Below are 20,824 nucleotides of genomic sequence, written 5' to 3'. Positions count from 1 at the left end.
GCAATGCCGGGGCTCAGCTTTACGCTGCCGCATTGGCTGTACTGGGTAGGACTGATCGTCTTTCCCGTCGTCGCGATGGTCCTGTCGCGAAGACCGCAGCCGCAACAGAAACGATACACCCTGCCGCTTGCCTACATGATCGCCGTCACCGGCGGCATTCTGGGGCTGCACAGGTTCTACCTCAAGAGCCTTTGGGGGCTGGTCTACATTCCGGTCTTCCTCTTCATCCTCTACGCCAATTCGCAGGCGCACGATGCGCGCACCGTGCTGTCGGGTTTTGACAACGAGCTACGAGTGGCACAGCGCACGATCGACCGCGAAGAAGGTCGCGTGTCCGAAGCGCAGGCCGGTCTGGCCGATCTACAGGCAACCTTCGACGAGGCGGAGGCGGGGTCCTTCGCGCAGAAGTCCGCAGAGCGCCGCCTGTCGCGAGCTCAGGAAACCATCGCCAAGGGCGAGACGCGCCTTGAAGAAGCACGCGCCACGCTGGAGGCCATTGGTCCGCAGCAGGTGCAGGCAGCCGAGACCCGCGCGCACTGGCGCGATGCGGCGGGCTATGCCTTCTATGTCATCCTCGCGCTGCTCGCCATCGACCTCGTGCTTCTGCCGGGACTGGTGAAACGGGCCAATGCGGGATTGCCCGCGCATGAGGAAATCTCTGACGCGGAGGCGGCACTGCTTGCCGCCGAGGCAGAAGAAGGCCCCAAGCACGACAGCGACTACGCCGAGAACTGGATTGATCGGCTGTCGCTTTTCTGCGGTGAATTCGTCGCCTACTGGGCGGTGATCGCGGTCTTTGTCTACTACTACGAAGTGATCGCGCGCTATGTCTTCGGATCGCCCACAAACTGGGCCCACGAAGCGATGTACCTGATGTTCGGGATGCAATACCTGATCGCCGGTGCCTACGCGATGCTGACCGAAAGCCACGTCCGCGTGGACATTTTTTATGCTCCTCTGCCGAAGAAGAAAAAGGCATGGGTCGATCTTCTGACTTCCGTTTTCTTCTTCATCTTCGCGGGCACGCTGCTGGCGACGTCGTGGATCTTTGCCATGGATGCCATCGCGGTTCCCTCGGGCAATGCGGTCGTTTCCGACTGGGCGCGCGGACAGATCGGCATGGGCGAGATGCTGGGCGGTTTCGGCCTGAGCCAATGGACCGATTCGAACATCCGATGGGGCGAGATCAGCTTCAACGAGTGGGAAGTCCCGCTATGGCCGATGAAGTGGGTGATGGTGCTGGGCGGCCTGCTGCTGGTGCTGCAGGGCATCTCGAAACTGTCGAAAGACATCCGTGAAATCGCGCGGGGGAACTGAGGCACATGGGTATCGAAATTGACATCGCGTGGCTCACGCTCATCATGTTCGGCAGCCTTCTGGCGCTGCTCATGGCGGGTCTGCCACTGGCCTTCGTGACCGGGGGTCTGGCCTGCGTGTTCCTCTTCGTCCTGGGCGATGCGCGGGCACTGAACATCGTGCCCTCGCGCATCTTCCCGTTGATGACCAACTACCAGCTTTCGGCCATTCCGCTATTCATCTTCATGGCGGCGATGCTCGAAAGGGCGGGGATCATCAACGACATGTTCGACGTGATCTACAAGGTCATGGGCGGCGTGAAGGGCGGTCTCGCGGCGGCGACCATCATCGCCTCGACGATCCTCGCGGCCATGGTGGGCGTAATCGGCGCGGCGGTGGTGACCATGGGCATCATCGCGCTGCCCGCCATGCTGAAGCGCCACTACGATCCGAAGATCGCCATGGGGTCGATCATGGCCGGGGGCACGCTGGGGATCCTGATCCCTCCGTCGATCCTCGCCATCATCTACGCCGTGGTGGCCGAACAATCGGTGGGCGAACTTTTCATCGGGGCGGTTATCCCCGGCCTGATGCTGTCGGGCATGTACATCGCCTATGTTGTGGTCCGCAGCTACATCAACCCCGTCCTCGGCCCGGCTATCCCGGTCGAAGAGCGCGTCACCACCGCCGAGAAGGTCCGCCTGATCGGGAAGATGGCCGCGCCGATCACGCTGGTCGTGGTGGTTCTTGGCATCATCTTCTCCGGCGTCGCCACCCCGGTGGAGGCCGCGGGCATCGGCACCTTCGGCGCCTTCATCGTGGCCGCCATCCACCGCAAGCTGGACTGGCCCACGGTGTCGGAGGCCTGCATCACCACGCTGAAGGCAAGCGCGATGGTGATCTGGATCATGTTCGGCGCGACGATCTTTGTCGGGCTCTACGTGCTGGAGGGCGGGCAGCAGTTCGTCCAGGAAAGCCTCGCCGCAACGGGCCTCGGCCCCTGGGGCATCCTGATTCTGATGCAGATCCTGCTGGTGATCCTGGGCATGTTCCTCGACTGGGTTGGCATCCTGTTGCTCTGCGTGCCGATTTTCGTGCCGATCATCAAGGCGCTGGGCGCGCAGGCCTTTGGCCTCGACAGCCCGGACGACCTCGTGCTGTGGTTCGGGGTTCTCTATCTTGTGAACATGCAGATGTCGTTCCTGTCGCCCCCTTTTGGCTATGCGTTGTTCTACCTGCGCGGCGTCGCGCCGGCAGAGATCCCGATGTCGGACATCTTCAAATCGGCTCTGCCATTCCTGTTCCTGCAGTTGGTGGGGCTGGTGCTCTGCATGACCTTCCCGGAGATCATCACCTGGCTTCCGAGGCTGGTCTACGGTTGACGGTTTCGCCAACTCAGACATGAGAAAACGCGGCGCGGAGAGGTTCTCCGCGCCGCGTCGCGTTTCGGGTGGGGCAGGGCGGTCAGCCCTTTGCTTCCAAGGCCGCGATCACCTTGTCCGGGGTCGCGGGAAAGTCGTAGATCCGCACCCCGGTGGCATGGGCGATGGCGTTCAAAACAGCCGCTCCGGCGCCCGAGATACCCAGTTCCCCGATGCCCTTCGTCTGGATCGGGTTCGCCCAATCGTCGCGCTCTTCAAGAAAGACGACTTGCATGTCGCGCGGCACGTCGGCGTGGGCTGCGACGTGGTAGTTGGCCAGGTCGCGCGTCACGACGTGCCCGTCGCGGCTGTCGTTCACCATCTCCTCGGTCAGGGCACCGCCGATTCCCCAGACCATGCCGCCGATCGCCTGGCTGCGGGCGGTCTTTTCGTTGAGAATGCGGCCCATGGCCATCACGCCCAGCATTCGGCGCACGCGGACCTCGCCGGTCCATTCGTTCACCGCCACTTCTGCGAAATGCGCACCGAAGCCGGAGGAGAAATGCGTCTCCGCCGTCTCTCCAGCCTCGATCGTTGCCTCCGCCGTCAGTTCCGCCTCGACCAGTTCGGACAGGGCGACCTCGCGGTTTGCGCCGCGCGCGCGTCCGTCCTGAAGTGTCAAGTCGTCGACCGCGCAGCCCAGGCGCTCCGCGATCTGGCCGCGCAGATCCTTTGCCGCGAGGAAGGTTGCCGACCCTGCGGAATTGGCGCCAAAGGAGCCGCCAGAGCCGGATGCGCCGGGCAGGTCGCTGTCGCCCAGCCGAACTTCAACCTGAGCGGGCGGTAGCCCCAGCATTTCGGCGGTGATCTGGGCGAGGATGGCATAGGTCCCGGTGCCAATGTCGGTCATGTCGGTCTCGACCACCGCACGGTCGCCGGTCAGACGCACGCGGGCGGCGGATTTTACCAGCATGTTCGACCGCGCGGCAGAGGCCATGCCCATGCCCACCAACCAGTCGCCTTCGCGCTTCACCGCGCGATCCTTCCAGCCAAAGCGTTCCGCGCCCCCGGTCAGGCAGTCGGCCAGACGGCGCACGCTATAGGGACGGCCATCCAGCGGGTGAGTGGCGGGAATGTTCTTCAGCCGCAACTCCAGCGGGTCCATGCCCAGTTCTTGCGCCAACTCATCGACGGCGGACTCAAACGCCAGCATTCCCACGGCCTCGCCCGGCGCGCGCACCGACCCGGCGGGGGTCGCCGCAATGCGGGCGACGGTCTGGGTAAAGCTCAGGCCATCGGCGCCATACAGAAACTGGGAGGCCTGTGAAGTCGGCTCCGCAAATCCTTCGCCGTCGAGGTTCGACACCTGATCGTCGTGCGAAATGGCGGTCAGGCGTCCATCCTTTGTCGCCCCGAGACGCACGCGCTGCTTCGTCTCGGACCGGCGAAGCACGCAGTCAAAGACAGTCTGGCGTGGCATCACCACCCGCACCGGTCTACCCAGCTTCTGAGAAGCGATGCAGGCTGCCGCCGCTTCCGGCCCAAGCCCCAGTTTCGACCCGAAGCCACCACCCACGAAGGGCGACAGAATGCGCACCTGCGACTCGTCTATGCCGAGCGTGTCGGCCAGTTCCGCCTTGTTGAACCGGACCATCTGTTGCGCGGCGCGCAGAGTTACCTCGTTGCCCTTCCACTCGGCGATGGCTGCGTGCGGCTCCATCGCGGCAGAGACCTGCGATGGCGTCGTGTACTCGCGGTCAAGCTGTACCTCGGCGCTGTCAAAAGCCCTTTGGAAATCGCCCGCCGCGTCGGGTTCGCCCACTTCGTGCTCGCCGTTTTCCGGGGTCACTGCGGCGTTTTCGGTGGTATAGGTCACCTTCAGCCGCTGGGCCGCGTCGCGCGCGGCTTCAAAGGTTTCGGCCACCACCAGCGCAATGGGCTGGCCGTGGTAGTGCACCGCGTCGCCGGGCTGAACGGGGGCCTCGCCAGCCATGCCCTGCGCCGGGTTGCGCGTCATGCGCGGGTCGGTGATGACGTCGATCACGCCGGGCAGATTGGCGATGCTGGCGCGATCGATCCCGGCTACGCGACCACGGGTCACCGTTGCCCGCACCAGAGCTCCGTGGGCCACGCCCTCCGTGGGGTTGTCGGCCGTATAGGGCGCCGTGCCGGAAACTTTCTGCGGTCCGTCGGGGCGGTCCATGCCCGTACCGATCACGCCCTGATGGGTTTCGTCCAGCAGCCGGGGCTGCGGGCAGTCCATGGTAAAGGTATCTTTCATGCCGGGGTCCTCACGGTATCAGTGCCCGCGGTGTCGCCGAGGCCCGTGGCCTGACGCAGTGCGGCAATCAATGTGCGGCGCAACAGGGGCCGCTTGTACTCGGTATCGGGGTGGGGGGCTTCCTCGCGGGTCAATGCCTCGGCGGCGCGGTGGAACAACGCGTCCGATGCCGTCTGCCCCTGAAGCATTTCTGCCACCTCATGGTTCTTCCACGGATGCGGGGCGATGCTGCCATAGGCCAACTGGGCGCGGGTGATGGTATCACCCTCCATCTCGACAGAGGCGGCGACAGAGACCAGTGCAAAGGCATAGGACGCCCGGTCCCGTACCTTGCGATAGACCTGCCGGGCGCCTGCACGCGGGGCGGGCAGGATCACGGCGGTGATCAGGTCTCCGTCCTCCAGAACGGTTTCGATGTCCGGCCGATCGCCGGGACCACGGTAAAAGTCGCGCAAAGGGATGCGGACTGTGTCGCCAGAGGCGCGCATCACCTCGACCTCCGCTTGCAGCGCGGCCATGGCGGTGGCCATGTCCGACGGGTGGGCCGCGAGGCAATGTTCGGACGTTCCATACAGCGCCAGCATCCGGCCTGTGCCACCCTGCGCGGCGCAGCCCTCGCCGGGGTTGCGTTTGTTACAGACCTGCGAGGTGTCATAGAAGTACGGGCAGCGCGTCCGTTGCAGCAGGTTGCCGCCGGTCGTCGCCTTGTTGCGGATCTGAACGGAGGCGCCCGCAAGGATCGCCCGCGACAGCAGCGGCCAGCCCGCGCGTACCCGCGCATCAGCCGCAAGCGCTGAATTCGTCACCAGCGCGCCGATACGCAGGCGGTCGCCTTCGGCGCTGATGCCGGTCAGTTCGCTCAATCGTGTGATGTCCACCAGCTTTTCCGGTGTCATCACCTGGATCTTCATCAGATCCAGCAGGTTGGTGCCGCCCGCGATGATCTGCGCGCCCGCCACGTCCTTCGCGCTATCGGCGCGGGAATAATCGAAAGGCCTCATTGCGACACCTCCGATGCCATGGCGATGGCCTCGCGGATCAGGGGATAAGCTGAGCACCGGCAAAGGTTGCCCGACATGCGCTCCGCCATCTCGGTGTCGGTCAGTTTCGGCACTTCAAGGTCGTCACTGACATAGGACGGCGCGCCCTCCGAAATCTCCCGCAGCATCGCGGTGGCGGACATGATCTGCCCCGGCGTGCAGAAGCCGCACTGATAGCCGTCCTTCTCGACAAATGCCTTCTGTAGCGCGGACAGGCGTTCGGGCGATCCGATGCCTTCGATCGTGGTGACCTCGTCGCCGTCGTGCATGGCGGTCAGGCACAGGCAGGAGTTCACCCGCTCGCCGTTTAGAAGAACGGTGCAGGCGCCACACTGGCCATGATCGCAGCCCTTCTTCGTACCGGTCAGCCGAAGGTCGTCGCGCAATGTGTCCAGCAGACTGCGCCGCGGGTCATGTGTCACCTCATGCGCCTCGCCGTTGACAGTGAGGGTTGTCTTCATCGCCCGTCTCCCATGATGATGCGGGGAAGGCAGGACGCCTTCCCTTGTCGGTGGCTCAACGCCACCCCGGTGGGGGAGTTCCGACGAACAGTCAGGGAGTGCCTTCGCGGCGATATATCAATATCAGTCGGCGCCGGTATGCGGAATTCGTCAGCCGGTATCCCGGGCCTCGGGCGCTTTCAGGTGGGGGTCGCCCCCGGCACGCAGGCCATGCCAAAAAGGTGGGTCACCCGTTCACCGCCCTCGGCCAGCGGCAGCAGCAACCGGTGCATCCGGTCGCCCGATGCCTCCGAGACATCCGCCGTACCGCGCTGGCAGCGACGATAGGCCGGGGCAAAGGCCCCCAGCAGCGCCTCGTCCGCTGCGGTCACCTGGACGCCGGTCAGGTCACGGCCAAGCTGCCGCTCGACCGCGCTGCCCGCCCAGACGAAACGGAACAGCGGCGCGCCGGTGGCATGGCGGCGATCGCAGGCGATGAGAAAGGCATTCTCCGGCATCTGCGCCTGCAGGTCGTTGACGATTCCGCCGTCGGGCAGCAGCCGCATCTGCCGCGTGCGTTCGAACCAGATGTCAAAGGTGCGCCGCGCCGCCGCAGAGTTGATGCGGTCACGCTGCCGTTCCGAAGCCCGCAGCGCGCGCTGACCCAGCGATGCGCCGGGCAGCCGGTCCAGTTGATCGAGCAGCGCACGGGCCAGCAGTTGCTCGGAAATCGGTTTGTGCAGATGCAACAGGCGCGTCTGCGGATCGGAATTGGAGGACATGACGATCACGCGCATTCCGGGGCGCTCGGACTGCATTCCACCGGCCAATGCCTCCGCCGTCGCGGCATCGTGGTCGAAGTCGCACAGCAGCAGGTCCCAATCTGCATCGTCCAACGCGGCGCGTGCCTCTTCCACGGTGGCGACGACGGCCACCTCGTAGTGCAAGCCGGTCAGAAGCCGGTTCAGCGCGGTTGCCAGTGCATTGGACGGTTCCACCAGCAGCACGCGGGCGTTGCCGTGCAGTTCCGGATCCTCGATGCCGCCTGCGATCTCCACCATCTCGCCGTTCAGAACCGCCCGGCCGAGGTAGATGTCGAACTGCGTGCCCTCGCCGGGGGTGCTGTCGATCAGCACCGTGCCGCCGCAGCGCGCCGCCAGCTCAAAGGCAGATCGCACGCCGAGCCCGGTGCCCTTGCCCTTTGGTTTTGTGGTGAAATACGGATCGCCGAGGCGGGTCAGAACCTCTGCCGGCATACCCGCCCCGGTGTCGCGAAAGGACAGACAGAGGTAGTCGCGCGCAAAAAGGCCGGTCGGGCGCTCTGCCTCCGGCACATTGCGCAGGCCAACCGTCACCGTTCCCGCGCGCTTTGCCTCGCGCAGGGCGTCGCGCGCGTTGGACAGCATGTTGAACACCACGGAGGCAAATCGCCCCGGTTCGCCGTAGAATTGCCAGCCGTCCTCCGGCAGGTCGAGTTCAAGCCGATTGCCGTGGCCGATCAGCTGCTGCATCAGCCCCTGATCGCGCCTCAGCATCTGCGCGGGGTCCGACAGCTCGGGTTGCTGATCATCCTTGCGCGAAAAGTCGAGCAACTGCCGTAACAATCGCTGACCACGCTCCACCGAGGCATCGACCTCGTCGAAGAGTGCTGCCTCGATCTCGCCTTCCAGTTTGCGCCGAACCAGTCGCTGCGCGGAGGTCATCACCGACAGCACATTGTTCATGTCGTGCACGACGGAGGCGACAAAGGCCCCCATGGTCTGGATCTTTTCGGCCTGACTGTTGTGCTGCTCCAGCACGCGGATCCGCTCGCGCTTGGTCTCCACGCGACGCTGCAACTGGGCGTTGGAATCGCGCAGGACGGCGACCTCCCGCTCCAGTTCCGCGGCGCGATTTGCGGTTTCGGTCATTTCGGTGAACATGGCGCAGATGCTCCCGCTACCGTCGCACTCCGTGATCATCCCCAGGCGTACAGACCACGTGCGGCCACCGCCGTATTCCGCAAGGCTGCGCGCCTCAAAGGCGGCATCGCCCTTCTGTCGGACCGTCTCCAGCGCGGCGCGGATCTCCGACAGCGTCGCAGCAGGCCACCACGCGGCGAAACCTTCACCCGGCAGACCGGCGTCGTCGGCCAGTCCCAGCGCCTCACGCGATCCGGGACTGATCCAGCGCACGGCGCCGTCCGTATCGAGATAGACCACCGGTGCGAGCGCACCGTGGGCCGGTCCTTCGCGGACCGCCTTCCGGATATCGAACGTCAACCCGCGCACGTCAGCTCCCGTTGCAAACAAGGCGAAAGAACAAACCGAAACCTACCCACAAGATTTGCCTATGACAACTGCTGTCGGCATCCTTTTGGCGGATCGCGGCCAGCCCCGCTTTACAGCAGACAACGCGCTAAGCGCCATGCATATTTTGAGGGCTGGATTGATCCCGCCGACATGGCACGGGCTGCCGCAAGGTCATCTTGGCGCGACTGGCCGCTGGACCGGGGAGAGGGATACCCCGCCCAGTCGGACGCCGCTCCCTGCGCTGGTGCCGATCGATGGAAGGATGTTCCCATTTGTCCGGCGCGTCATGCGTCGCTTATCGCTTGGCTGACATTTCTCACCGTCTATGCCTGTGAGCAAAGAAGAGATCGATCGGCAAATTCAGCGAATGCCATTTCGGCCGCAGGTGCAAAAAGTGCAGCCTCGGCCCTCGCTCCGATGCACCGTATTGATTTTCGACCTCGCGCTCCGGCAGGTGTTGTATTCGCCCGCACTCCGATCTGCGTAACGTTTTCTCTGTTCGTTGCGGCCTTTGGCACGCGGAACAGTTTTCCGCGCTGCCCTCCACAAGGCCCCTGACACTCACCGCATCTCCCTCCCTTCTCGGTCTTTCAGACCTTCTCGGGCAGAGCGCGTGTCCTTTGGTGCCACAGATCGTCTGCGTCACCGCTATCACCCAGCGTCTCCAGCGCCAGCGCGGCAGTGCCCAGCACCATGGCGCGGGCGAAGGTCGGTGCTTCGTCGCGGGCCCAAAGCGCTTCCAACGCCGTCATCGGGAAGGTCAGATCGCCCAGCCGCATCTGGTCGTCAATCAGCTCTGGCAGCGAGGCCTGCCATCGCGCGCCGCCGCGCAGGCCAAAGGCTTCCACGCCCTTGCCGGGGTGGCGCTCGAACTCGCCACCGCCGCCCTTGATGACGCTCAGGCTCTCCCACGCCAGAAGCTGCGCGGCATCCGCCTGCAAGAGCCGGTAGGAGGGGTGAAAGACGCCCTGCACGCTGGCGCGCGCCCGCCCCGGATTCAGCATCCGGCAGACGGTGTTGGCACAGGATCGCAGCCCCAGAACGCCCCTTAGCGACAGGAGCGAGAACAGCGCCGGATGCATCTCCTCCAGAGGCATGTACACGAGGTTACCCGCCTCCAGCGCCGTCTTTGCGCCTTCGGTTGTGGTGGCCACGGGGATGTTCAACGCCGCCACGCCCGTCCGCACGGCGCCGTCGGGCCCGTTCCAGCCGTGCATCAGAACCCGTCGGCCGCTGTCCGCCACCAGCTTTGCCGCCAGCAGGAACCACGGCAGCCCGCGCGTGCGTCCGGCGGCGTAGCTCGGCCAGTCGAGATCGATCGGGGGCAGGGGACCCGTGGCCGCCTGCGCAGCCTCTGCCAGTCCGGCGATTTCCTCCGCCGTCTCGCCCTTCATACGCAACAGCATCAGGAGCGCACCCACCGCATGGGGGTCGGCGCCGCTCAGCATCAGCCCCATTGCCTCGCGCGCCTCTTCGCGGGTCAGCGACCGTGACCGGCCCGGCCCGCGCCCCAGCGTGCGGACATGCGTGGCCAGCGTCACTCCGCAGCCTCTTTGGGCTGGGTCAGGTTGGGGCTTGTCGGCCTGACCGGCGTTTGTTCGGTCTGCGTCTGAACGCGCGTCAGCAGCGCCGCCAGTTCCGGGCGGCAGGATCCGCAGTTCGTCCCCGCCTGCAGGGCCTTGCCGATTTCGTCCACGCTGACCAATCCATCGCTTTCGATGGCGCGCAGTATGGTGTTCATTCCGACGTCGAAGCAAGCACAGACCACAACACCGGGGTCGGGCCGGTCAGCAGGCGCGCGACCGGACAGCAGCGTCAGGTCTGGCACCTCTGGCATCTGCACGAGGTAATCGCGCATCACGGCCACCGGCCCAGGGGAAACGAACAGCACCGCCACCAGCCGTCCGGCCTCGCGGAATGCCAGTCGCGCCGAACCAGCGGCGCGGTCCTCCAGGATCGACACCTCTGCCTGCGCCAGTCCGAACATTTCCCGCGCCGCCGTTTCCCAGTTTGGCGGTGCCGCGTAGCCTGCCATCTCGACCCGGTGGCCCGCCTTTGTCACCGCGCGCGCCCAGTAGTCGCCCGTCGGTGTCACGTTCCGCGCCGAGACGGCAAAGCCATACCACGCCGCCTGCATCCGGCTGACCTTCACCACGCTGGCCTTGCTCTCCGGCTGGCCGGAAACCGGGTCCACCACGGGCGCCACCACCGCATCGATGCGCGCCGCGGGCGCTGTTTCCCCGGTCCAGTGCATCGGCGCGAAAACCTGTCCGCGCAGTACGTCATCCGTGATCCTCGCCCGCAGGATCGCGCGGCCCTGTGGGCTGTCCAGCACGCACAGGTCCGCCAGGCCGATCCCCAGGTCCGCGGCGTCCTCCGGGTGAATTTCCAGAAACGGCTCCGCCAGATGGGCCGCCAGCCGGGGGCTGAGGGCGGTGCGCGTCATCGTGTGCCACTGATCGCGGATGCGGCCTGTGTTCAGCCGGAAGGGATAGCGCGGCCCTACCTTCGCCACGGGCGGTCGCCAAGCCACGGGTACCAGCCGGGCCTTTCCGTCAGCGTGGTAGAACTGTCCGTCGGCAAAGAACCGTCCGCCTGTGCGTGTGGCAGACACCGGCCAGCGCACCGGAGGCAGAGCGTCGTAACCCGCCCTATCCAGCCCCGCGAGCCCGCTGATGTCGAAATCCTTCCCGAACCGCCCTGCGATACCCGACAGTGCCGCATATTCGCGGAAGATCTCCGCCTCGGAGGCATAGTCGAAAGCGTTCTTGAACCCCATGCGGCGGCCCACTTCTGCCAATTGCGCCCAGTCAGGTCGTGTCAGTCCCGGCGCGGGCAGAACTGCGCGCTGGCGGCTGATGGTGCGGTCCGAATTCGTCACCGTGCCGCTTTTTTCGCCCCATGCCGTCGCGGGCAGCAGAACATCGGCCAGCCGCGCCGTGTCCGTCGCCGCCGTCACGTCGCTGACCACGACGAAATCGCAGCCCCGGATCGCCTCACGCACGGCGTCCGCGTCGGGCATGGAAACCGCCGGATTGGTGTGGATGACCCACAGCGCCTTGATCCGGCCGTCGCCAACGGCGCGGAACATGTCGACCGCCTTCAGGCCCGGCGCCTCCGGCACCCGGTCGCATCCCCAGAAGTCCCGCACCGCCGCGCGGTGGTCGGCGTTCTCCAGATCGAGATGGCAGGCCAGCATGTTCGCCAGACCGCCGACCTCGCGCCCGCCCATGGCGTTTGGCTGGCCGGTGACCGACAGCGGCCCGCAGCCCGGTTTGCCGATGCGCCCGGTGGCCAGATGGCAATTCAAGATGGCATTGACCTTGTCCGACCCCGCGCTCGACTGGTTCACCCCCTGACTGAAAACCGTCACCACCTTTTCATTATCGCGCCACAACCGGACAAAGGCCTGCACGTCCTCCTCGGCCAGCCCTGTCACGCTGATGTCGTCGTTCATCGCCTGCGCCAGCGTTTCGTCAAAGCCTTCAGTGTGCCGCAGGAAGGTCGCGTCCAGCGCGCCGCCCTCGTACAGATCCGCGAGCAGCCGGTTGAACAGCGCCACGTCGCTGCCGGGTTCTAGTGCCAGACGCAGGTCCGCCCCGTCACAGGACGCCGTGCGGCGCGGATCGACCACTACGATCTTTGTTCTACGCGCGGCCCGTGCCGCCAGCACACGCTGATACAGGACCGGGTGGCACCACGCCATGTTCGACCCTACCAGCACGATCAGATCGGCCTCTTCGAGGTCCTCGTAGGTCTGCGGCACCGTGTCCGTGCCAAACGCCCGGCGCTGCCCCGCCACGGTGGACGCCATGCAAAGCCTTGAATTCGTGTCAATGTTTGCAGTCCCCATAAAGCCCTTGGCGAGCTTGTTGGCGACATAGTAATCCTCTGTCAGCAATTGCCCGGAAACATAAAGCGCCACCGCATCCGGCCCGTGTTCGGCAATGGTCTCGCGGAACCGGTCGGCCACCAATTGCAGCGCGTCGTCCCAGCCCGTCGCGCGCCCGTTCACCACGGGCGCCAGAAGACGATGCGCCAGCCCCACGGTTTCCCCCAGCGCGGACCCCTTTGAACAAAGCCGCCCGCGGTTCGCGGGGTGGTCCGGGTCGCCGCGCACCTCCAGCCCGCCCTTGCCATCCGGCGTCAGCAGAACGCCACAGCCCACGCCACAATAGGCGCAGGTGGATTTCACCGTGACGCGGGGCTCCGCATCGTCGGCCAGTGCGGGCAGGGGGGCGCCGTCCATCACGCGGCACTCCGGGTCATCGCTCTTGTCCGCATCGTCGCCCTCTTCCTTTGCACCATTTTTCCTTTGCACCATTCGGTCACGCCGCGAGGCTCGACCGGCTTAACCCGTCAGTGCCCTGCGCATCCGGGCCGAAAATCAGCGTTTCCCGCATGGTGGAGACGTCTCGACCCTCCTGGATCAACTGGTGCAGCCAGTTGGCGCCCGTCACGTCGCCGTAAATTATCGCCCCGATCAGGCGGCCCCGTTCCAGCACCAACCGCTTGTAGATGCGGGCGGAAGGGTCGCGGAACACGATCTCCTCGCGCCCGTCGCCGCCCGTGAAATCGCCGGCACTGAACAGATCGCAGCCGGTAACCTTCAGCTTCGTTGCGAGTTCGCGCGGTACAAAGGCGTCCGCCACACCCGTCAACTCGTGCGCCAGCACGCGGGCCTGATCGTAGAGCGGCGCAACAAGGCCAAAGAGCGCGCCGTTGAACTCCACGCATTCCCCAAGTGCATAGACCCCCGGCACCTGCGTTCGCATCTGCGCATCCACCGTGATGGCCCGGCCGCAGGCAATTCCCGCTGTCTGCGCCAGTTGAAAGCTTGGTCGAATGCCGACCGCCATGACCACGATATCGCAGGGAATTTCACGCCCATCCTTCAGTACCACCGCCTCCGCGCGAGTCTTGCCCGCGATCTCTTCGGTGGCGGCGTCGAGGATCACGTCGATGCCCTTGCGCTCCTGATCTTCCTTAAGTAGCGCGCCTGCTTCCGGGTCGAGCTGCCGCTCCATCAGGTGATCCATGAGGTGTAGCACCGTCACCGCCATGCCACGGGCCCGAAGCCCGGCGGCGGCCTCCAGCCCGAGCAGACCACCGCCGATCACCACAGCCCGCGCGCCGGGCCGCGCGGCGGAGATCATCCGATCCGTGTCGTCGAGGTCGCGATAGGCCAGCACGCCGGGCAACCGGTGCCCCGGCACCGGAACGATGAACGGCGCAGAGCCGGTGGCGAGGATCAGTCTGTCATAGGACACCTGCCCATGTTCGGCCTCAACCACGCGGGCTTGCGTATCGATGGACAGCACACGCTCCCCAAAGCGACAGGTCACGCCCCGGCGCGCGTACCAGTCGGCGTCATGGGTAACGATCTGCTCGTATGTCTTCTCGCCGGACAGAACCGGCGAGAGCATGATGCGGTTGTACGTCCCGCGCGGCTCGGCATTGAAGAGCGTGATCTCGAAGCGGTCCGGAGCCTCCTCGGTCAGATGCTCCAACACCCGCCCCGCTGCCATGCCAGCACCGACGATGATGAGGCGTTCAGCCACAGGAGTGCACTCGCACGCAGAACTTGTAGAAAAGCCTTGGGGCGGGATGAGCCCAGCTTGCGCAATTAAGCCCCGAATCTGTGTCCGAATACCCCATCCCCGTCACTCCGCCGCGATGGCCGGCGCGGCCTGCTTGGTCTTCGGCTTGGCGCCGTGTTCGTATTCCTCGAGGAAATCCAGCACGTCCTGGCGGTACTTGTAGTAATCCGGGTGTTCGAGTAGGGCCTTGCGGCTGCGCGGGCGGGGCAAGTCGACGTCGACGATCTTGCCGATGGTCGCCTGCGGTCCGTTGGTCATCATCACCACCCGGTCGGCCAGCAGGATCGCCTCGTCCACGTCATGGGTGACGCAAACGGCCGTGACCTTCGTCCGGTCCCAGACCTCCATCAGCACCTCCTGCAAGTCCCACCGCGTCAGGCTGTCGAGCATCCCGAAAGGCTCGTCCAGAAGCAGCAGTTTGGGCGATAGCGCAAAGGCCCGCGCGATGCCGACGCGCTGTTTCATGCCGTTCGACATATCGGCGGTGGAACGGTCCATGGCATCGGCCAGTCCGACCCGTTCCAGGTAGTATTCCACCACGTCCTGACGTTCTGCCCGGCTCGCCTTCGGATAGACCTTGTCCACGCCGATGGCGCAGTTTTCCCGCGCGGTGAGCCAGGGGAAGAGGTTGGGCGACTGAAAGACCACCGCGCGCTCCGGGTCGGCGCCGCGCACCTCGAACCCGTCAAGTTTGATGACCCCCTTGGAGATCGGGTTCAGCCCCGCAGCCATGGTCAACACCGTGGACTTTCCACACCCGGAATGCCCGATAAGCGACACGAACTCCCCTTTGTTTAGCTTCAGGTTGAAGTCCTCCACCACGGTCAGCGGTCCCTTCGGAGTGGGGTAGACCTTGTGAAGCTGGCTGAACTCCAGATACTTTTCCTCGATCCCGGAGATCGCCGCCTGCAGGACTGCGGCGGGCACTGTGTGATTTGGCTTGATCCCTGGCAGAACCCGCACGCCCTCCGCCTTTGCACTCAGGCCAACGTCCATCAAGGTCCGGGTCACGTCGCGACGCAGCGCCTTGAAGGTCTCGTCGTTGTTCATCTCGGCGCGGTCACGCGGGCGCGGGATTGTGACGCGGAATTCCTCGCCCAAAGTCCCGTCCGGGTTCAGCGCGATGATCCGGTCCGCCAGCAGGATTGCCTCATCGACATCGTTGGTGATCAGCACGCAGGTCTTCTTGTCCTGCTCCCAGATGTGCTCGATCTCATCGGCGAGGTTCGCCCGAGTGAGCGCGTCGAGGGCGCTCAGCGGTTCGTCCAGCAGCAGCACCTCGGGTGACATCGCCAGCGCGCGCGCCACGTTCACCCGCTGGCGCATCCCGCCCGACAGTTCCGCGGGTCGGCGCTGGGCGGCATGGCCCAGTCCCACCATCGTAACGTATTGCGCCACGGTCGCGGCCTTTTCAGCCTTTGGCATCTTCGGAAAAACGCTGTCCAGCGCCAGCTTCACGTTGCCCTCAACGGTCAGCCAGGGCATCAGCGAGTAGCTCTGGAAAATCACGCCGCGCTCCGGCCCGGGGCCTTCGACCGGCTTGCCCTTGAAGGACACGCGGCCCTGCGTCGGCATCTCCAACCCCGCCATAAGGTTGATCAGCGTCGTCTTGCCCGTCCCGGAGAAGCCCAGGAGCACAAGAAACTCGCCCTCCTGCACGTCCAGATTGATGCTCTGCAACACCTTGGTTGCCGCCGTGCCCGTGCCGAAGCTTTTGGAAACGTTTTCGAATTTCAGGATGCTCATGGCGCTCACCGCTGGTTGGTGAAGGTAAAGAGGGACTGCAGCGCGTACATCACACGATCCAGCAAGAAGCCGATGATCCCGATGGTGAAGACCGCCACCATGATCTTGGCGAGGCTGGAGGACGATCCGTTCTGGAACTCGTCCCAGACGAACTTGCCCAGGCCCGGGTTCTGCGCCAGCATCTCGGCAGCGATCAGAACCATCCAACCCACGCCCAGCGAGAGCCGAAGCCCGGTAAAGATCAGCGGCAGAGCAGAGGGCAGCACCAGCCGGGTGATCTTTGTCCATGTGTTCATCTTCAGCACCTTGGAGACGTTCACCAGATCCCTGTCGATGCTTGCCACCCCCAGGGATGTGTTGATCAGCGTTGGCCAGAGGGAACAGAGCGTCACGGTAATTGCGGAGATAATGAACGATTTCGGGAACAAACCGCCGTCATTCGCGGCGAGGGCCGAGACGATCATCGTCACGATGGGCAGCCACGCCAACGGCGAGACCGGTTTGAAGATCTGGATCAGCGGGTTCAACCCGGCGTTCGCGGTGGGCGACAGACCGGCCAGGATGCCCAGCGGCACGGCGACCAATGTGGCGACCAGAAAACCCGCGAACACCGTCTGGATGGAGGTCCAGATCTGCTGATAGTAGGACGGCGCGCCGGTATAGGCCACGTCCTTCACCTGATCGGCCTTGCCTGCGGCGATCAGCTTGTCGTTGCGCTTGGCAACCATGGCTTCGAACTTGTCGCGTTTTTCGGCCTTGGCCTGTGCGTCCGCGTGGAGGTTCACCGCCTCTTCCCAGACCTGCGCGGGCCCCGGCACCGCGCCAAGACTGGTCTGCACCTTCGGCGCCAGCGTGCCCCACAGCAGCAGGAAGCCGACGATCGCCAGGACCGGCACGACCAGCAGGCGCCAGATCTCCTTCATCTGCGCCTGAGGATTGTCACCGGCGGCGGCCTTCAGCACGGGCGTGACCCATGACAGCCCCAGAACCTGAAACCATTTGTCGGCGTGGCTGATGCGGGTGAAAAGCCGGGCGCGCCGTTCTTCGCGGTCGGCATCGGCGGAAAAATTCGGATCGAGGGTGGTCATTTCGGGTCCTCGCTACGTCGCGGCTTCATGCCGGTCGTTGCTCAATATCTGGGCAAACCGCGAATGCTGCGTTGCGGTGTGCATGGGTTGTGCATGGGCGGTGCATGGATTGTGCAACCCCGTATTCAGAGCGATTTCTGCGCCCGTATTCATTCGCGGGCGCAGGGATTTTTCCGAGGATCACCCTTTGACTTCCGTGCCCACGACCGTTTGATCGCCCTTCAGGCCGATGGGCAGGCTGTCGAGATAAGCGTTGGGCGTGCGACCGTCGTAGCCGATGCTGTCGATCACGTCGGCGGCCGGAGTGGCGGCCTTGTAGCCGTCGCTCTCCCAATCGAAATCTGCCTCGTTTGCCAGCCCATCATCGACCAGCAGCCGCGCCGCTTGAAGGTATACCCCCGGCTTGTAGACCGACTTCGCCACCTCATCGTACCAGGAGTCCGGCTGAGGCTCCGCGATCTGGCCCCAGCGACGCATCTGAGTCAGGTACCACACGGCATCCGAGTAGTAGGGCTGTGTGGCATTGTACCGGAAGAAGACGTTGAAATCGGGCACTTCGCGCTTGTCGCCCTTCTCGTACTCGAAGGTTCCGGTCATCGAATTGGCGATCACCTCGGCGTCGGCTCCGACGTATTCCGGCTGGCTGAGGATCTTCACCGCCTCCATCCGGTTGGCGTTGTCGTTCTCGTCCAGCCACATGGCGGCGCGGATCAGAGCCTTGGTAACGGCGAGCGTGGTGTTGGGGTTCTCTTCCGCAAATTCCGCCGTGATCCCAAAGACTTTCTCGGGGTTGTTCTTCCACAGCTCGTAATCCGTAATCACGGGTACGCCGATCCCCTTGAAGACTGCGGCCTGGTTCCAGGGTTCGCCGACGCAGTAGCCATCGATGGTCCCTGCCTCCAGCGTGGCGGGCATCTGCGGCGGCGGCGTCACCGACAGCAGCACGTCCGCGTCGATCTGCCCAGAGATGTTCTCGGGGCTGTAATAGCCGGGGTTCAGGCCGCCAGCGGCGAGCCAGTAGCGCAATTCATAGTTGTGCGTCGAAACTGGGAAGACCATACCCATGTTGAATGGCTTTCCTTCGGCCTTGTAGTCCTCGACCACCGGTTTCAGCGCCGAGGCGCTGATCGGGTGCTGCGGGCGACCGTCGTCCATCACCGGCACGTTCGGCTTCATCGCGTCCCAGACGGCATTCGACACGGTAATCCCGTTGCCGTTCAAATCCATGGAAAAGGGCGTAATGATATGCGCCTGTGTGCCGTAGCCAATCGTGGCGGCCAGAGGCTGCCCGGCCAGCATATGCGCACCGTCCAGCTGCCCGTCGATCACACCGTCCAGCAGCACCTTCCAGTTGGCCTGCGCTTCGAGTGTCACAAACAGCCCTTCATCGAGGAAATAGCCCTGTTCATAGGCGACCGCGAGCGGCGCCATGTCGGTCAACTTGATAAATCCGAACTTCAGTTCGTCCCTTTCAAGTGCCAGTTCCGCGTAGGCCGGGGTCACGAGCGCCGTCGTGGCGACGAGGGCGGCAAGGAATGTCTTCATGGTCGCGTCGTCCCTTTTTCTTCAGTCGTGGCCCTGCAAGAGCCCGAAAAACAAAAAAACACCGTAGTCACTGCCCGGCGCGGGAGGAGAAGCGCAAGGCGGTGAGCTACGGTGCCCGGTGTTCCCGATCGTCGGGATGGAATGTCGTACCAGGCCACGTCCTTGCGACCCGGTGATTCGAGATTTCCGCAAATGCCGTCCCCGATCAAGCGACATGCTGCGGTGCAGCGGCATCCTGTCGCAGGTCAGGGCGCGATGCCGTAAACTTTGCCCAAATAAGGGGCGCTATCCCTTGAGCGGGTCAAAAACACGCCCGTCGAAGAACGCGTTTCGCAGGAGGGCAAGCTGCCCGTTCCGAGATGCCACGGCGGTAGGTTCCAGAATCGAACCCTCCAGTTTGTCCGACGCACCGGGCATCTCCGCCCCACTGCCGGCCAGCTGCTGGCGGTAGATATCGCTGCGAAAGACCGCGCCCGCCGTTTCCATAGCCGGTGCGAGGTCCAGCCCGTTACGCCCCGCCAGCCGGGCTCCGATCCACTTTGCCTGACTGCGCCATGGAAACGTTGCGGCGCCGTCGTGAAAGATCACGAAACGCGGGCAATCCCGCTGCTCGCCATGGCCGGAGACGGTCAATCGCCCCGAAAGACTGCGGTCGATCATCTCCGCCGGCACATCGAGGTAGCGCCCACGCGACAGAATTTCCGCTGCAGCACCACGCCGGTCACCGGCCTCCAGCCAGCGCCCCGCCTTCCAGACGGCGCGCATCAACCGCCCCAGCAGATGCGGTTCTGTCTCCGCCCAATCGCTGCGCACGGCCAGCACCTTTTCAGGACAGAAGGCCCAGATCGCGTTGCCCGGCAGCAGCAGAGCCCCGGCGCGGCTGTCCACGGCAAGTGAGCCCCACGGCTCTCCGACACAGAAGGCGTCCACGTCGCCGTCTGCCAGCGCCCGTGCCATCAGCGGCGGCGGCACGGTGCGCACCTCGTAGCGGGTGCCGGCCAGCGCGGTGCCGGAAATCCAGTAATCCAGCAGTTCGCGATGCATGGAAAAGGGAAAGGGTACGCCGAAGGTGATTGGCCTCTCGACCACGTCGGCCAGCACTTCTGCGGCCCTCACCGGGTCCGCGAAGTCAAAGAAATATCCCCTGTCGCGCATCTTCTGTTCCAGCGCGCGGCTCACGCCGATGACGTCGCCGTTGACCGACAAGACCGAAACGGCGGCGATCTCCTGCCGCACGCCACCCAGCCCCAAGGCCATCGCGACCGGCATGGTCGACAGCATATGGGCCGCGTCCACCCGGCCAAAGGCCAGCATGTCACGCAAGCTCGACCAGGACGAGGCAGGCACAAGATCAAGCGCGATGCCCTCGGCCTCCGCGAAGCCCATCTCCTGTGCGACGATGAGCGGTGCCGCATCCACAAGCGGGACGTAAGCCACTGGAAGCTCTACCACTTTCATGTCAGAAGTCCCGCCGTGGTGACGATGGCCTCTGCCACCTCCGCTACCCGGCGGCCCTGATCCATCGCAGCCTTGCGAAGCAGGGCGTAGGCCGCTGCCTCGTCGATGCCGCGCGCCTTCATCAGCACGCCCTTGGCGCGGTCGATGACCTTGCGTTCCTCGAGCGCGCGCCGCGTCTCAATCAATTCACGGCGCATTTGCTGCGACATCTGGAATCGCGCGATGGCCGCGTCCAGAACGGGCTTCAGCCGATCCGGGTGCAGCCCGTCGACCACATAGGCCGACAGCCCCGCCTCGATCGCCTCGCGCGCTAGACCGCCTGCGGCACCGCCGACGAACATGGCCACCGGACGCTCCAGCGGACCTGATGCCAGCGTCAGTTCCTCCAGCATGTCACGGGTTGGGTTGCCGGCGTCGATCAGCACCACGTCCGGACTGAGCGCGGCGATACGCCGGGCGAGCGCCGAGACATTGCCGATCACATGCACGTCAAAGTCGCCCCCGGCCTGAAGGGCATCCATGATCGAGATCGCTCGATCCCGGTCTTCCTCGACGACGACGATGGTCAGACGATTGCTCATGCCGTCTTTGTGCCTGTCGCGCAGGCGGGCGCAAGACGGTAACTTGTCCCGCTCGCATGAGATTGAAGCAAATGCCCGAAATTGCGGCGTTTCCGCG

At 64.8% G+C, this 20,824-nt stretch carries 13 protein-coding genes and 1 pseudogene; 2 read left to right on the top strand and 12 right to left on the bottom strand.

Translation table 11 applies throughout. From position 1 onward, the window contains the following. Nucleotides 1-3: 3 nt before the first annotated feature. Nucleotides 4-1,317, top strand: coding sequence for a TRAP transporter small permease subunit (locus tag J5474_RS16870; protein ID WP_209362241.1), 1,314 nt, complete (start codon nt 4-6; stop codon nt 1,315-1,317). A 5-nt stretch (nt 1,318-1,322) separates the two neighbouring features. Next, a complete protein-coding gene (locus J5474_RS16865) occupies nt 1,323-2,678 on the top strand; it encodes a TRAP transporter large permease (protein WP_209362239.1) in 1,356 nt (451 codons plus the stop codon). Between the two features lie 82 nt (nt 2,679-2,760). Here the strand turns inward: J5474_RS16865 and J5474_RS16860 are convergent, their stop codons facing one another. The 12 genes and pseudogenes from J5474_RS16860 to J5474_RS16805 form a co-directional block, all read right to left on the bottom strand. Next, on the bottom strand, nt 2,761-4,938 hold the full coding sequence (locus J5474_RS16860) for a xanthine dehydrogenase family protein molybdopterin-binding subunit (protein ID WP_209362237.1): 2,178 nt from the start codon (nt 4,936-4,938) through the stop codon (nt 2,761-2,763). Then, the gene (locus tag J5474_RS16855) at nt 4,935-5,939 is read right to left on the bottom strand and encodes an FAD binding domain-containing protein (protein ID WP_209362235.1); all 1,005 of its coding nucleotides are present in this window, start codon (nt 5,937-5,939) and stop codon (nt 4,935-4,937) included. Before J5474_RS16855 ends, J5474_RS16860 begins: the two co-directional genes overlap by 4 nt. Next, complete coding sequence (locus J5474_RS16850; protein WP_209362233.1) at nt 5,936-6,439, bottom strand: (2Fe-2S)-binding protein; 504 nt, start codon at nt 6,437-6,439, stop codon at nt 5,936-5,938. Before J5474_RS16850 ends, J5474_RS16855 begins: the two co-directional genes overlap by 4 nt. A 179-nt stretch (nt 6,440-6,618) precedes the next feature. After that, entirely contained in the window at nt 6,619-8,688 is a 2,070-nt protein-coding gene (locus J5474_RS16845) for an ATP-binding protein (RefSeq protein WP_209362231.1), read from the bottom strand. A 611-nt stretch (nt 8,689-9,299) separates the two neighbouring features. Next, nucleotides 9,300-10,250 (bottom strand): glycosyl transferase family protein, encoded by a 951-nt coding sequence (locus J5474_RS16840; protein ID WP_209362229.1) that lies wholly within the window; start codon nt 10,248-10,250, stop codon nt 9,300-9,302. Then, nucleotides 10,247-12,958, bottom strand: a complete 2,712-nt coding sequence (locus J5474_RS16835) for a nitrate reductase (protein ID WP_209362427.1) — start codon at nt 12,956-12,958, stop codon at nt 10,247-10,249. The genes J5474_RS16840 and J5474_RS16835 overlap by 4 nt, the downstream gene beginning before the upstream one ends. 115 nt (nt 12,959-13,073) lie before the next feature. Next, nucleotides 13,074-14,270 (bottom strand): annotated as a pseudogene (locus tag J5474_RS16830) (NAD(P)/FAD-dependent oxidoreductase); the annotation flags it as partial. A gap of 102 nt (nt 14,271-14,372) precedes the next feature. After that, nucleotides 14,373-16,055: an ABC transporter ATP-binding protein gene (locus J5474_RS16825; RefSeq protein ID WP_209362225.1), complete on the bottom strand. Its 1,683-nt coding sequence runs from the start codon at nt 16,053-16,055 to the stop codon at nt 14,373-14,375. 5 nt (nt 16,056-16,060) lie between these two features. Then, the gene (locus J5474_RS16820; RefSeq protein ID WP_209362223.1) at nt 16,061-17,143 is read right to left on the bottom strand and encodes an ABC transporter permease; all 1,083 of its coding nucleotides are present in this window, start codon (nt 17,141-17,143) and stop codon (nt 16,061-16,063) included. Between the two features lie 180 nt (nt 17,144-17,323). Continuing rightward, the gene (locus J5474_RS16815; RefSeq protein WP_209362220.1) at nt 17,324-18,688 is read right to left on the bottom strand and encodes a CmpA/NrtA family ABC transporter substrate-binding protein; all 1,365 of its coding nucleotides are present in this window, start codon (nt 18,686-18,688) and stop codon (nt 17,324-17,326) included. Nucleotides 18,689-18,973: 285 nt separating this feature from the next. Continuing rightward, nucleotides 18,974-20,146: a CmpA/NrtA family ABC transporter substrate-binding protein gene (locus tag J5474_RS16810; protein ID WP_209362218.1), complete on the bottom strand. Its 1,173-nt coding sequence runs from the start codon at nt 20,144-20,146 to the stop codon at nt 18,974-18,976. After that, nucleotides 20,143-20,727, bottom strand: a complete 585-nt coding sequence (locus J5474_RS16805) for an ANTAR domain-containing response regulator (protein ID WP_209362216.1) — start codon at nt 20,725-20,727, stop codon at nt 20,143-20,145. Before J5474_RS16805 ends, J5474_RS16810 begins: the two co-directional genes overlap by 4 nt. Nucleotides 20,728-20,824: the final 97 nt, after the last annotated feature.

The sequence above is a fragment of the Sagittula salina genome, assembly GCF_017813235.1.
Classification (GTDB): Bacteria; Pseudomonadota; Alphaproteobacteria; order Rhodobacterales; family Rhodobacteraceae; genus Sagittula; species Sagittula salina.
This window is presented reverse-complemented; position numbering and strand designations above follow the sequence as displayed.